The organism is Actinoallomurus sp. CA-150999 (genome assembly GCF_050942425.1).
Taxonomy (GTDB): Bacteria; Actinomycetota; Actinomycetes; order Streptosporangiales; family Streptosporangiaceae; genus Actinoallomurus.
This window is the reverse complement of the sequence record NZ_CP192063.1, coordinates 1,675,634-1,687,734: the sequence shown is the minus strand read 5'-3', so window position 1 is coordinate 1,687,734 and position 12,101 is coordinate 1,675,634. Positions and strand designations below refer to the sequence as shown.

Annotated in this window: 13 protein-coding genes; 6 read left to right on the top strand and 7 right to left on the bottom strand. The window is 71.7% G+C overall.

Annotated features, from left to right (window positions below):
- Positions 1–95: 95 nt before the first annotated feature.
- Positions 96–857 (bottom strand): TetR/AcrR family transcriptional regulator, encoded by a 762-nt coding sequence (locus ACQP2O_RS08005; protein ID WP_433181330.1) that lies wholly within the window; start codon positions 855–857, stop codon positions 96–98.
- 134 nt (positions 858–991) lie between these two features.
- Between ACQP2O_RS08005 and ACQP2O_RS08000 the strand changes: the two genes are divergently transcribed.
- Positions 992–2,500: an MFS transporter gene (locus ACQP2O_RS08000; protein ID WP_433181328.1), complete on the top strand. Its 1,509-nt coding sequence runs from the start codon at positions 992–994 to the stop codon at positions 2,498–2,500.
- A 246-nt stretch (positions 2,501–2,746) separates the two neighbouring features.
- On the opposite strand, the gene dapC is transcribed toward ACQP2O_RS08000, so the two are convergent.
- Positions 2,747–3,832 carry a succinyldiaminopimelate transaminase gene (gene dapC / locus ACQP2O_RS07995; protein ID WP_433181326.1) on the bottom strand — a complete coding sequence of 362 codons (1,086 nt, stop codon included), beginning with the start codon at positions 3,830–3,832 and terminating at the stop codon, positions 2,747–2,749.
- Positions 3,833–4,019: 187 nt separating this feature from the next.
- Complete coding sequence (gene fdxA, locus ACQP2O_RS07990) at positions 4,020–4,346, bottom strand: ferredoxin (RefSeq protein ID WP_252842853.1); 327 nt, start codon at positions 4,344–4,346, stop codon at positions 4,020–4,022.
- Positions 4,347–4,365: 19 nt separating this feature from the next.
- Here fdxA and ACQP2O_RS07985 point away from each other — a divergent pair, with 19 nt between their 5' ends.
- The gene (locus ACQP2O_RS07985) at positions 4,366–4,695 is read left to right on the top strand and encodes a hypothetical protein (RefSeq protein WP_433181324.1); all 330 of its coding nucleotides are present in this window, start codon (positions 4,366–4,368) and stop codon (positions 4,693–4,695) included.
- A 249-nt stretch (positions 4,696–4,944) separates the two neighbouring features.
- On the opposite strand, the gene ACQP2O_RS07980 is transcribed toward ACQP2O_RS07985, so the two are convergent.
- From ACQP2O_RS07980 to ACQP2O_RS07965, 4 genes are all read right to left on the bottom strand, one after another.
- Positions 4,945–5,598 (bottom strand): DUF4241 domain-containing protein, encoded by a 654-nt coding sequence (locus ACQP2O_RS07980; RefSeq protein ID WP_433181322.1) that lies wholly within the window; start codon positions 5,596–5,598, stop codon positions 4,945–4,947.
- A 128-nt stretch (positions 5,599–5,726) separates the two neighbouring features.
- Positions 5,727–6,596: an enoyl-CoA hydratase-related protein gene (locus tag ACQP2O_RS07975; RefSeq protein WP_433181321.1), complete on the bottom strand. Its 870-nt coding sequence runs from the start codon at positions 6,594–6,596 to the stop codon at positions 5,727–5,729.
- A gap of 260 nt (positions 6,597–6,856) precedes the next feature.
- Positions 6,857–7,807 carry a hypothetical protein gene (locus ACQP2O_RS07970; RefSeq protein WP_433181319.1) on the bottom strand — a complete coding sequence of 317 codons (951 nt, stop codon included), beginning with the start codon at positions 7,805–7,807 and terminating at the stop codon, positions 6,857–6,859.
- 43 nt (positions 7,808–7,850) lie between these two features.
- Positions 7,851–8,744: a hypothetical protein gene (locus tag ACQP2O_RS07965; RefSeq protein WP_433181318.1), complete on the bottom strand. Its 894-nt coding sequence runs from the start codon at positions 8,742–8,744 to the stop codon at positions 7,851–7,853.
- A gap of 197 nt (positions 8,745–8,941) precedes the next feature.
- On the opposite strand from ACQP2O_RS07965, the gene ACQP2O_RS07960 reads away from it, so the two are divergent.
- The 4 genes from ACQP2O_RS07960 (at position 8,942) to ACQP2O_RS07945 (ending at position 12,096) form a co-directional block, all read left to right on the top strand.
- Positions 8,942–9,805 carry a class I SAM-dependent methyltransferase gene (locus ACQP2O_RS07960; protein WP_433181316.1) on the top strand — a complete coding sequence of 288 codons (864 nt, stop codon included), beginning with the start codon at positions 8,942–8,944 and terminating at the stop codon, positions 9,803–9,805.
- Positions 9,806–10,017: 212 nt separating this feature from the next.
- On the top strand, positions 10,018–10,638 hold the full coding sequence (locus tag ACQP2O_RS07955) for a hypothetical protein (RefSeq protein WP_433181314.1): 621 nt from the start codon (positions 10,018–10,020) through the stop codon (positions 10,636–10,638).
- Positions 10,639–10,747: 109 nt separating this feature from the next.
- Positions 10,748–11,350, top strand: coding sequence for a hypothetical protein (locus ACQP2O_RS07950; protein ID WP_433181313.1), 603 nt, complete (start codon positions 10,748–10,750; stop codon positions 11,348–11,350).
- The gene (locus tag ACQP2O_RS07945) at positions 11,344–12,096 is read left to right on the top strand and encodes a hypothetical protein (RefSeq protein WP_433181311.1); all 753 of its coding nucleotides are present in this window, start codon (positions 11,344–11,346) and stop codon (positions 12,094–12,096) included. The genes ACQP2O_RS07950 and ACQP2O_RS07945 overlap by 7 nt, the downstream gene beginning before the upstream one ends.
- The last annotated feature ends 5 nt before the right edge of the window (positions 12,097–12,101 follow it).

The window sequence follows — 12,101 nt, the reverse complement described above, 5'->3', positions numbered from 1 at the left end:
CCGACTCGCGAGTAATTTACCACTTACATGCCGGTCACTCCCGGCTTCTGAGGGCCGCCCCGTCATGCCGTCCCGGTTCGGGCACGCGCCCTCGCTCACGCCCGGCCGGCGTCGTGACGGTCCCCGGCGTCCCGCCGGTCGAGCCACGACTGCAGGCCGTCGAGGAGCCGCTCCACCCCGAAGGCGAAGTTGTCGTCCTGCATGGTGTCGACGTCCAACGTCTTGTTCTCCCGCCACCACGCGCCGTAGTTCTCGTAGCGGGAGGCGACCTCGTCGATGTAGGGCCGCATCTCGTCGACCACCTCGTTGGGGGTCTTGCCCGACGGGGCGATCGACCCCTTCCACGCGGCCTCTATCGTGGCCGAGCCGATGGTGTGGGACAGCACCAGTGAGCTCGCGTAGGCGACCTCCAGGCCCGAGAAGCCGGCGTCCGTCAGCATCCCGATCAGCCGGTCGCTCACCCGCATCGAGTTGGGGCCCATGGCGGGGCGGACGCCGTACAGACCCGTGATCCAGGGATGACGCAGGATCACCGCGCGCAGTCCATGCGCCGCGGCGGAGGCCGCGGTCCGCCAGTCCGCCGCGTCGGTGTCCGGGATCTCGATCTCCCCCATGACCTCGTCCTGGGCCAGCTCGAGCAGCTCGTCCTTGGTCGCGACGTACCAGTAGGCGGAGGTGGCCCCGGCGGCCAGCCTGCTGCCGAGGCGACGCATGCTCAGGCCGTCGAGCCCCTTCTCGTCGAGCAGCTCGATGGCGGCGCGCACGATCTGCTCGCGGCTGAGCGTCGGCTGGCCACCGCGCGAGCGTGGCGGCCGGGTCCAGACAGAGTTCGCGAGAGGATCCGCGTTCGACGACATTCGACGTCCTTCACCAGGGGTGGCTTGTCCTCTCACTCTACCGTCGCTCGTACAGTGTGCGAGCAGAATCGTACGGCGTTCGAGGCGCGTGGTACGGTGTGCGAGAAAATCGCACACCGTACGAACGGACGCTCATGTCGACCTCTCATCCGCGCCGCTGGTGGATCCTCGGCGTGCTCTGCCTGAGCCTGCTCGTCCTGGTCATCGACAACACGGTGCTCAACGTCGCCATCCCGTCGCTGATCCGGAACATCCACGCGAGCAGCTCCGACATCCAGTGGATCATCGACGCGTACATCCTGGTCTTCGCCGGGCTCCTGCTCACCGCGGGCAGCCTGTCCGACCGGCACGGCCGGCGCCGCGGTCTGATCATCGGGCTGGTCCTGTTCGGCGGCGCGTCCCTCGTCGCCTCCTTCGCCGGCAGCCCCGGTCAGCTCATCGCCGCCCGCGCCGCCATGGGGATCGGCGGCGCGTTCCTGATGCCGGGCACGCTGTCCATCCTCACCACCGTCTTCGACGACACGGAGCGCAAGAAGGCCATCGCCATCTGGAGTTCGGTCCTCATGCTCGGCGCGGTCGGCGGCCCCACCCTGGGCGGCTTCATGCTGCAGCACTTCTGGTGGGGCTCGGTCTTCCTGCTCAACGTGCCGATCGCCATCCTCGGCATCATCGCCGCGCTGCTGATCATCCCCGAGTCGCGGGGGCCCGCCGTCCGCCCCGACCTCGTCGGCGCCCTCCTGTCCATGGTCGGCATCACCGCCCTGGTGTGGGGGGTCATCAACTCGGCCAAGGACGGCTCGTCCTCCACCCAGGCGCTCGGCGGGTTCGCCGTCGCGGTCGTAGCGCTCACCGCCTTCGTCCTGTGGGAGCGGCGCTGCCCGGAGCCGATGCTGCCGCTCGCCCTGTTCCGCGACCGGAACTTCAGCGGCGCCAGCCTGTCGATCGTCCTGCTGTCGTTCTCCGCCGGCGGCGTGCTGCTGGCGCTCACGCAGTACCTGCAGTTCGTGCTGGGATACGGGCCGATGAAGGCGGGGACCGCGCTCATCCCGCTCGTCATCACCGCGATGGCCTTCAACGGCCTCGGCGTGGTGGTCGACAAGAGGTTCGGCGCCCGCGTCGCGCTCGCCGCCGGGCTCATCCTGCTGGCCGGCGGGTTCGCGGTGCTCTACTCGATCTCTCCGGGCGACGGCTACCTCAAGCTCTCCATCGCCCTCGTGGTCATCGGAGCGGGCAGCGGAACGGCCGGACCCGCCGCCTACGGCACCCTGCTGGGCGCCCTGCCTCCCGAGCGGGCCGGGGTCGGCTCGGCCGTCAACGACACCGTCCAGCAGGTCGGCCAGGCGCTCAGCGTCGCCATCCTGGGCAGCGTGCTCACGGCGGCCTACACGTCCAGCATGCCCAAGAGCGTCACCGGCCCGGCGCGTCACTCGATCGGCGAGGCCCTCGCCATCGCGGCGGCGCGCGGCGACGCCACGCTGGCCCGGACCGCGAAGGACGCGTTCGTCGACGCCATGTCGACCACCTCCATCGTCGGGGTGTTCGGCGGCATCGCCGCCGCCGTCCTGGCCTTCTCGGTGCTCCGCCCCCAGCCCCGCCCCGAACCGGAGAAGACCCCCGAACCGGCCGCCGAGAGCAACGCGTGATCACAGCGGTCTGAGGGGTGTCCGGTGGATCTTGTTCGTAAGCCGGACGAAGGTCCACTGGGCATCCCCCAGCCTCGGCCCACGCGTGTGATGCTCGCCGAGGACGGCATGCTCTTCCGGCGTGGTCTCACCCGGCCGCTCGAGGACGCCGGGATCACCGTCTCCGCCGCGGTGGGCGACGCACGTCGCCCTGCCGACGCCCGCCGCCGCTGGAGACTCCCGGGGAATGCGGGACGCGCGGGTGGGTCAGGCGGTCAGCCGGGCGACGGCGGCGTCGACGCGCTCGTCGGTGGCGGTGATGGCGACGCGCACGTGCCGGGCGCCCGCCTCGCCGTAGAACTCGCCGGGGGCGACGAGCACGCCCAGCTCGGCGAGGGCCTTCACGGTGTCCCAGCAGGGCTCGTCGCGGCTCGCCCAGAGGTACAGCCCCGCCTCGGAGTGGTCGATACGGAAGCCGTACGACTCCAGGGCCGTACGGAGGACGGCGCGCCTGCGGGCGTAGCGGGCACGCTGCTCCTCGACGTGCGCGTCGTCGCCGAAGGCGGCCGTCATCGCGGCCTGGACCGGTGCGGGAACGATCATGCCCGCGTGCTTGCGGATCTCCAGGAGCGCGGCGACCAGGGAGGGGTCACCGGTGATGAAACCGGCGCGGTACCCGGCGAGGTTGGAGCGCTTGGACAGCGAGTGCAGGGCGAGCAGGCCGCGGTGGTCCCCATCGCAGACGTCGGGGCGCAGGACCGACACCGGCTCGGCGTCCCAGCCGAGCTCGACGTAGCACTCGTCGCTGATGACGATGGCCCCGCGCGTCCGCGCCCACGCCACGACCTTGCGCAGGTGCTCGGCCGGCAGCACCTTGCCGGTGGGGTTCGACGGCGAGTTGATCCAGACGATCTTCGGCGTCTCCGGGCCGAGAGAGAACAGCCCGTCGACGGCCCGGGGCGTCGCGCCGGCCAGCCGCGCGCCGACGTCGTACGTCGGGTAGGCCAGCTCCGGGAAGGCCACGGTGTCGCCGGGGCCCGCGCCGAGCAGCGTGGGCAGCCAGGCGACGGCCTCCTTGGTGCCGATGACCGGCAGGACCGCGGCCGGGTCGGCCTCGATACCGAGCCGGCGGATCAACCAGCCGGCCACGGCGTCGCGCAGTTCGGGGGTGCCGTACGTCGCGGGGTATCCCGGCGCGTCGGCCGCGTCCACGAGCGCCCGCCGGACGATCTCAGGCGTGGGGTCGACCGGCGTGCCGACCGACAGGTCGACGATGCCGCCGGCATGCTGCCGCGCCTGCTCCTTGTACGGGGCCAGCAGGTCCCAGGGAAAGTCCGGCAGCGTCGTGATCATCTGTCCCCCTGCCCATGGCGCTCACGCTGCTCACTCGCCCTGTGTCCGGCCTCGTTGCTCGGCCGGACACAGGGCTCGCTGCGGCGCGTTCGCTCGAACGTTCGCGCGCCGCCTGCCGCTGACTGGCGGGCGGCGCGCCTCGGCCTGTGTTGAACTCACGCGTCCGGAAGGCGCCGGGCGCGTGGGCTCAGGCGTCCTCGGCCTGCGGCGGCAGCGCCGCCACGATCGGGTGGTCCTTGTCGATCTTGCCGACCTTGGACGCCCCTCCCGGCGAGCCCAGATCGTCGAAGAACTCCACGTTCGCCTTGTAGAAGTCCTTCCACTGATCCGGTGTGTCGTCTTCATAGAAGATCGCCTCGACCGGGCACACCGGCTCACAGGCGCCGCAGTCGACGCACTCGTCCGGGTGGATGTAGAGCATGCGCTTGCCCTCGTAGATGCAGTCGACGGGGCATTCCTCGATGCACGCCTTGTCGAGTACGTCCACGCAAGGCTGCGCGATGACGTAGGTCACGTCCTACTCCTCAACGTCTGTGGCCATCGCCACGCTCGCAGCGGTGTCATTGCCTAGTATTGCTGCTGTCAGTCAACGCTTTCACCATGGGGGGCGTCACATCGGACCGCGATTCTCCGCCCGCTATGTCGTTTCGATAGCTCCGTCCGACATCGGACGTCGCGTGTCGCTCCGACGTCGCCTTGATAGCGGATCGTACAGCGACGTGGTCGGTGAGCTACAGGCGTGGGCGGACGGGCTGCTGACCGTGCGCCGCCGGGACGGCTCGATCGTCTCGGTCCCCGAGGCGGAGTTGGTGGCGGGCAAGGTCGTGCCCCCGCCTCCCCCACGCCGCGCCGCCCGGACCTGATCGCTCGTCGGTCACGGGGGTCCGGGGGCAGCGGCGCTCGCGGGACGCTCACTTGATGTCGTGCTTGACGTCCTCTCCCGCCTAAAGGCCGGAGATTCCAACCTCTCGCGAAGGAGAAGCCGGTGGTTCGCGGTTCACGGCCCCGCCCAACGGCTGGAGGGCTCCCCGCGCTGTCACGGCCCGCCCGGCCGCGAATCCGCTTGGCCATCGCGGACTCACAAAGAGTAACGGAAAGGGAGCTCTCCGGTCTCACGACCGGAGTATCTCGATAAACGTCGTCACGATGCAGGTGACCTCGCCGTCGGCGTCGCGGCCGATCCAGTTCGGATAGAGGCCGTCGCCCGCGCCCGAGCGCGTGACCGCGATGGCGTGGCCGGTGGCCGGTTCGGTGACGACCGCCGGAACGGCGTCCCAGCCGCGGGACGCTTCGGTCAGGTTCTCCCACGGGTCGTCCTGCCGGCCGAAGGCGGTGTTGGCGGCCGCGTCCACGAAGCAGGCCAAGCCGGTGTCGACCGGATAGCCGTAGAGCACCTCGGGGTCCTCCTGCCCCTCCAGCAGCGCCGCTTCCCAGGCGACCGCAGGGGCGTCGCGGACGACGAGCCGCATGGCGGCGATCTCGCTCCAGGTGCCTTCCGGGTACTCGGCCATCGCCGTGGTCAGCCTCGCCACCGAGACCGGATGGCGGCCGGGCTCGATGTGTTCGGCGAGGGCCGGCAGGTCGGAGCCGACGAGCATCGGATCGCAAGCGATGACCCGCCCGCTCGGCGTCGACAGCTCGCCCAGGTGCTCCACCGTGATCTTCTGGAGGAAGTCGTACGGGTCGCCGACGATCGTGGTGCCCGTGTCCCGGTAGCTTCTGCCGTCCGTGAAATACGCGGACAGGTCGGGTGGGGCGACAGGCATGGACTCTCCCGGAGAGCGCGCAAAGACGGACGACGTGGAGTGACTATAACCACACGTTGATCATGTTTCGGGAGACGTGATCGAGCCCCTGCGGACGGCAGACCGGACTCGCAGCGGCTGGTGGCCGGTCACCGGGCCGGCCAGTCGGGGACCTCCTCGGGCAGGTCCTGGCTGACCTTCATCGGGAAGTCCGCCGGGCGCTTCTCCAAGAAAGACGTCACCCCCTCGGCCGCGTCCGGTGCGGACCCGAGCGCGTACATCAGGCGGGAGTCGGCCTGGTGCGCGTCCCACGGTGTGGACAGGCCCAGGCCGGACCACATCAGCCGCCGTACGGCCGCGACGGCCACCGCCGAGGTGTTGGCCGCGATCTCCCCTGCCAGGGCATAGGCCGCCTCCAGGAGCTCATCCGCGGGATGCACGGCGGACACAAGCCGCCCGCGGAGCGCCTCCTCGGCGCCGAAGACCCGGCCCGTCGCGGCCCACTCCATGGCCTGGGAGATGCCGACGATCCGCGGCAGGAACCAGCTCGACGCGGCCTCGGTGACGATGCCGCGCCGGGCGAACACGAAGCCGAACCTCGCACCGTCCGCGGCGAGCCGGATGTCCATCGGGAGGGTCATCGTGACGCCCACGCCCACCGCCGGGCCGTTGATCGCCCCGATGACCGGCTTGAGGGACCGGGCGATCCGCAGGGCGACGGTGCCTCCGCCGTCGCGGGGCGCGCCGTCCTCGAAGGTGTCCTCGCCGCCGAACATCTCCTTGGCGGCCTTGTAGTCGAAGGTCGAGCCGCCGCGCTCGAGGTCCGCGCCGGCGCAGAAGGCCCGGCCCCGACCGGTGACGACGACCGCCCGCACGGCGTCGTCCGCGTCGGCGCGGTCGAAGGCGTCGATCAGCTCGCCGCGCATCACGAGCGTGAAGGCGTTGAGCCGCTCGGGCCGGTCGAGGGTGATGGTGGCGATCCCGCCGGCCACGGTGTAGTCGATCTCGGTGTACGTCACTGCTGCTCCTCGCGCCGCGGACGAATACAGAATCGGATTCTAGAGCTGTGGTCGGCGACCGCCGCGGCCACGGCCGGGTCGACCTACCAGTACAGCGAGCGCGCTCGGCTCGGCGAGCCAACCCCGCCGACCGTCACGCCCCGCCCCCGCCGACCCTCACCTTCCTGCCCCCGTCACCTCCTTGCCCCTCCGGCGGCCACGCCGCCGGCCCCATCGGCCCGTCACGCGCCCCTCCAACGGTCACGCCCCGCCGCCGACTGTCACGCCCCGCCGCCGGCGGAGCGGGCGTGAGCCGAGTCCTCGTCGGCGGGGCAGCCGACCAGGGGTGGCATCGCCGGAGCGAGGACCTCCCGGCTCCAGTCGGCCACGGTGCCGACATAGCCGTCCGGCGGGGCCACCTCCAGGGTCGTGGCCGAGCTGGTCACGAGTCGCGTGACGACCGGGCGGCCGTCCAGGTAGGGCGTGGCGCCCCAGAAGGCCCAGAAGTCGTCCGGCTCGATCTTCGGATGGTCGTCGAGCCGGCGCGTGGGCCGTGCCGGCCGCTCCCGGCACCATCGCCACTGGTCGGTGAGCAGCCGGGACGCGACCGCGCGCAGGAGGTTGAGCGCGGGCAGGTCCTGGGCGCAGGCGACCTTGTCGATCGCGAGGTCCGGCAGCCCGAAACGCCGCAGCCCGAGGAGGGTGATGCGCAGGCACCCGCAGGCGGTGGGATCACCGCCGGGCGAATGCAGGCGCCGCGCCGCCTCGTCGACGTCGTAGCGGGTGCCGAACCACTGGTCGCCCATGCGGAACCAGCCGCGCTCGGCGCGGGCCAGGCCGTCGCGGAGGAGGACCTGCCGGGCCTGCGGGTCGATGAGGACGCCGCCCGTGGCGTCGGCGAGGGCCCGCGCCACGGCGCGCGCGACCTGCTCGCGGTGCGGCTGCTCCACGGTCAGCGCCTGGTGCACGAGCAGGATCTGGTGGGAGGACTCGTGGATGCGCCGCCGATCCTCCTCGCAGGCCAGGACGTCGTCGAGACGCCAGGTCGCCTCGCCGGCGTCGATGGTGAAGATGCCGAGCCGCGGGGACTTGAGCGCCTCGATGGCTGATTTGCGGAACGGCTCGGGCACGCGCCACGGGACGACCGCGTAGGGGTCTGGCGGCGGCTCGCTGGTCGCGATCACATAGTGCGAGGTGACGACCTCGGGAACGGACAGCACGAAGGGGGACATGACCGTCTCCTGGTGTTCGTGGTGGACGGGCGCGCTCCGCGGCTCAGGCGGCGGTGCGGCGTGGTGCCTCGGGGACGTACGGCATGGCCAGGTCGACGACGTCGTTCCACCACAGGGCGGCGGGGGCGTCGAAGCCGGCGGGCGGCCCGGCGACGAGGTAGGGCAGGGTGTCGCCGCCCTCGGGCGGGGCGGGCCGCAGGCGGACGCGCACGGGCGCACCGGCGACGCCCGCCGGCTCGGCCGCCCAGTAGCGCCACACGTCGGCGCCGTCCACCCGCGTCTCCTCGGGGATGCGGCGGCGCCGCGCGCCGGGGTTGCAGGCCAGCCACGCCCAGTGCTCGTCGAGCAGCCCCACGGCCAGGCAGCGCAGCAGCGTGATGGCCGCGAACAGGTTGCCGCCGGGGACGCCGACGGCCTCCAGCTCGGGAAGGCCGAAGCGGTGCAGCCCGGCGGTCACGAGGTGCAGGTCGTCGTCCTCCTCGCCGGTGACGAAGGTCGCGAGCCAGTCGTCGGCCAGGCAGAACTCGGGATGCTCGGCACCGAACCGGAAGGCGTGCGGCAGCACCTGGTGGGACCAGGCGTCGTAGACGACGCCTTCGCAGGCCTCGGCGACGACCCGGGCGATCTCGCGGGCGGCCTGCGCGTGCTCGGGCTGCGAGACGGGCGGGGCGTGCCCGGTGATGACGATGTGGTGCCGGGCCTTGTCGAGGAGGTGCGCCTGCTCCGGACGCGCCCAGGCGGCGCTGCCGAGCAGGTCGGCGTAGCCGGACTCGGCCGCGGGGCGGCTGCGGAACCGCAGGAGCGACGAGCCGAGCAGCTCGGCCGCTAACGGCAGTCGCACCCGGCCGCGCGCGGCGGCCGCCGGGTCGTCGAGCGGATGCGCGGTGGCCACCACGAAGGGGGCCGTCACGGTCTCGGGAATCGTCAGGTCGATCATGGAAAGCCTCCGGGAATCGGTCTCCCGGAAAGCCTGACCCGGCCCGCTCGTGCGCCGTAAGTCCTCCACCCCGGTCTGTGGATAACCCACCCTCCGAGGAGAAGGATCCTGACACGGACGTGACACGAGTCACTACTAACGATCCAGGATGCGAGACGTTACGGCACTTGCCATGTTTGTCCTATATGTTTCGGCTCATGCAATGGGCCGTGGCGACGTACGACACCGCGTTCGGGTACGTCTCCGCGCACGGGGCGCCGCTGCTCGACCTGCTCGATCCTCAGCCCGACGAGCGCATCATCGACCTGGGCTGTGGGACCGGCACGATGACCGTCGAGATCGCCGCGCGCGGCGCAGAGGTGCTCGGCATCGACGAATCCGTCGAGATGGTCAACGCGGCGCGATCCGAGCACCCTCACCTGTCGTTCGCCGTGGGCGACGCCCACGGCTTCACGACCGGTGATCGGTACGACGCGGTCTTCTCCAACTCGGCGCTGCACTGGATGTCCCGCGACCCTTCGGCGGTCATCTCCCGCGTGCACGCCAATCTCCGGCCGGGCGGACGGTTCGTCGCGGAGATGGGCGGGGCGGGCAACTGCGCCGAGCTGATCGCCGCCGTGCAGACGGCATGGCGCGTCTTCGGCCTGCCCGAGCCCGAGCTGCCCTGGTACTTCCCCACCCCGGCCGAGTACGCCGCCCGCCTCGAAGAGGGCGGCTTCGTGATCCGGCTCATGGAGTACGCCGACCGGCCCACCCGCCTGGCCGAGTGCCCCGACGGCGCCGCCGACTGGGTCCGGCTCTTCGCGCCGGAGCTGATCGCCGAGGTCCCCCCGGAGATCGCCGGTCCGCTTCTCGACCGGGTGAACGAGCTCGCCGCGCCCGCCCTGCGCCGCGAGTCCGGCTGGATGGCCGACTATGTACGGCTCCGGTTCGCCGCCGTGCGCAAGCCCGGCGGGGACGAGCTCGTCCAGCCGCCGGCCCCGCAGGCGTCGCCCACTCCTCCGCCGCCGGCCCCGCAGCCGCAACCCGCCCCGCACGTGCCATCGGCTCCCCAAAGCTGAACGTCTCCGGAGGGACGCGCCACGCAGGTCGCGGCTCTGCCTGGCGCCGACCGGTGCACGAAGACGGTCGACACACGCCGGGCATCCAGCCGGGACGATTCCCGGGGCTTCGCTTGGCCGGTAGGAGACGCTGAACGTCTCCGGCGGAAACCCAGCCCCTAGGCTCCGGCGGTGGCGGTCGGGTTCGCGGAGAGATGGGTACTGTCGTCGGCATGGTGCGCCTTTACGACCCCGGAACCGGCCGCGTCGCGGAGGTCGTCCCGGCCCGCCCCGGAGTCCTCCGGGTGGCCTGCGCCGAAGAGCTGCGCGCCCAGGTGGTCGGCGACCTGATCCGCCGGCTCGCCGAACACCATCGGGTGCGCGCCGTGGGGGTCTGGAACGCCGTGCCCGGCGCGCCGGACCTGGGGGTTCGCCCCGCCCAGCTGTCGTCGGGACCGGCCGACGTGCGCGTCGGCGAGGCCGTCGGGCGCTGGGACCCGGCGCCCTGGGACGGCCTGGACCCGCTCGCCGTGCGCCTGGCGCTGCTGGAGACCCACTATCGGGCGGACGCCGCCCACACCCGGGCGGACCTGACCCGGGCCGACGCCTCGCTCACCTCGTGGCGGCGCGGCGTCGCCGGCTGGGCCGAGTCGCCGGGACGGCCGCTCGACCGCTCGTACGTGGCCGAGGCGGTCGCGCACCTCGACGACGACCTGGACACTCCCGCCGCGCTGTCGACGCTGTCCCGGCTCGCGACGGACGACTCCGTGGCGCCTGGGGCGAAATTCGAGACGGCGATCGCGCTCGACATGATTCTGGGGCTTGACCTGGTTCGGCTGGTCGGCCGTCTCTAATCCGGGATAAGTCCCTGACCGATCCCCCGGTTCTTGGGAACCTCTTTTCTTGCCCCTACCGTCTCAGTAAGCTCATGAGGTAATTTGCCCCGATGCCCGGGAATTGACGATGCGATTCCGCTTGTGCGTCGGCACACTGACCCTGGTGGGCCTGCTCACAGCCTGTGGAGGCCGTGCGAGCGGCGGCTTCCATCCCAGCGGGCAGGTCCAGCCGGATTCCCCCACGACCTCCTCATCCGCAGGCTCCGCGCCGCAGTCCGACGGCACGGCGGGCACAGCGGACCCGGCGGGCTCACCGGCGGCCGGTGGGGGCCCGCTCCCCAGGACCCCGCAGTCCGCCCTCACCGCCTACCGCGAGTATCAGCGGATGTACGAGCAGGCGTACGAGACGAACGACACGAGCCGGCTCGACGCGGTCGCCATGGACCCTCTTCTGTCGATCATCGACAAGGACGTCGCGAAGATCCGGCGACAGGGTGTCTTCTGGCGATTTCATAATGTGCTGAATCCGCGCGTTCAGGGCGGTTCCAAGGACGACTCGATCGTCGTGATCATCGACTGTGTGCAGACCCTCGGGTCGTACCGCTTCTCGGCGAAGACCGGAAAGCGGCTCGCGGCCTGGCACAACGGCAGCAACCTTTACCAGGCGATCATGCGCTACACCGACGGCACCTACAAGATCTCCGACGCGACGGAGGGCAGGAAATGCTGACCAGACGATCCTCCATCGCCGTCCTGCCGATCCTCCTCGCGGGCGGCGTCGTCGGCCTGGCGACCGGGACGGCGTCCGCGGCCCCGATGTGCCTCCCCAACGCCTGCGCCCACAGCGGCGGCACCGTCCCCGTTGGTGGAGGCGGCACCGGCAGCGGAGGCGGCGGTGGTGGCGGGGGCGGGGGCGGCGACACCGGTCCCGGTCTCGGCTGCCCCACCGTGGGCGGCCAGGTGGTCTGCGCCCCGGGCGGGGCCGCGCCCCAGGCCGCACCGCACATCCCCACGATCGACGTCGCGTACGACGCCCGCGACAACCTCCAGCTGCCCGTCCCGAAGATCGGCACGGCGCCGAGCCCGCGCACGTACATCCGGATGACGACCGGCCTGTGGGTGGACGACGTGGGCAACAAGACGGCCCAGGCCACGGTGCCGGGCCAGCAGGTGACGGTCACCGCCGCCCTGCAGAACGTGACCTGGAACATGGGCGACGGGAAGAGCGTGTCCTGCGCCGGGGCGACGGCGGGCACGCCCGGCGGCACCGACTGCGGATACACCTACGAGAAGTCCTCGGCCGGCCAGCCGGGCGGCAAGTACACGGTCACCGCGACCATCAGCTACAACATCACCTGGGCCTGCGTAGGTGCCGAGTGCGACACCCCCGGCGGGGTGTTCGGGCAGATGAACGGTCCCGCCGGAAACCTCGCCCTCGCGGTCGGCGAGGTGCAGACCCAGGCCCAGCCCGGCTGACGCAC

Excerpts from the sequence above, each read along its gene's own strand:
- ACQP2O_RS07945 (WP_433181311.1), top strand. The coding sequence starts at position 11,344 with ATGCTGACCAGACGATCCTCCATCGCCGTCCTGCCGATCCTCCTCGCG.
- dapC (WP_433181326.1), bottom strand. The coding sequence starts at position 3,832 with ATGATCACGACGCTGCCGGACTTTCCCTGGGACCTGCTGGCCCCGTAC.
- ACQP2O_RS08005 (WP_433181330.1), bottom strand. The coding sequence starts at position 857 with ATGTCGTCGAACGCGGATCCTCTCGCGAACTCTGTCTGGACCCGGCCG.
- ACQP2O_RS07950 (WP_433181313.1), top strand. The coding sequence starts at position 10,748 with ATGCGATTCCGCTTGTGCGTCGGCACACTGACCCTGGTGGGCCTGCTC.
- ACQP2O_RS07955 (WP_433181314.1), top strand. The coding sequence starts at position 10,018 with ATGGTGCGCCTTTACGACCCCGGAACCGGCCGCGTCGCGGAGGTCGTC.
- ACQP2O_RS07960 (WP_433181316.1), top strand. The coding sequence starts at position 8,942 with ATGCAATGGGCCGTGGCGACGTACGACACCGCGTTCGGGTACGTCTCC.
- ACQP2O_RS07980 (WP_433181322.1), bottom strand. The coding sequence starts at position 5,598 with ATGCCTGTCGCCCCACCCGACCTGTCCGCGTATTTCACGGACGGCAGA.
- ACQP2O_RS08000 (WP_433181328.1), top strand. The coding sequence starts at position 992 with ATGTCGACCTCTCATCCGCGCCGCTGGTGGATCCTCGGCGTGCTCTGC.
- ACQP2O_RS07965 (WP_433181318.1), bottom strand. The coding sequence starts at position 8,744 with ATGATCGACCTGACGATTCCCGAGACCGTGACGGCCCCCTTCGTGGTG.
- ACQP2O_RS07970 (WP_433181319.1), bottom strand. The coding sequence starts at position 7,807 with ATGTCCCCCTTCGTGCTGTCCGTTCCCGAGGTCGTCACCTCGCACTAT.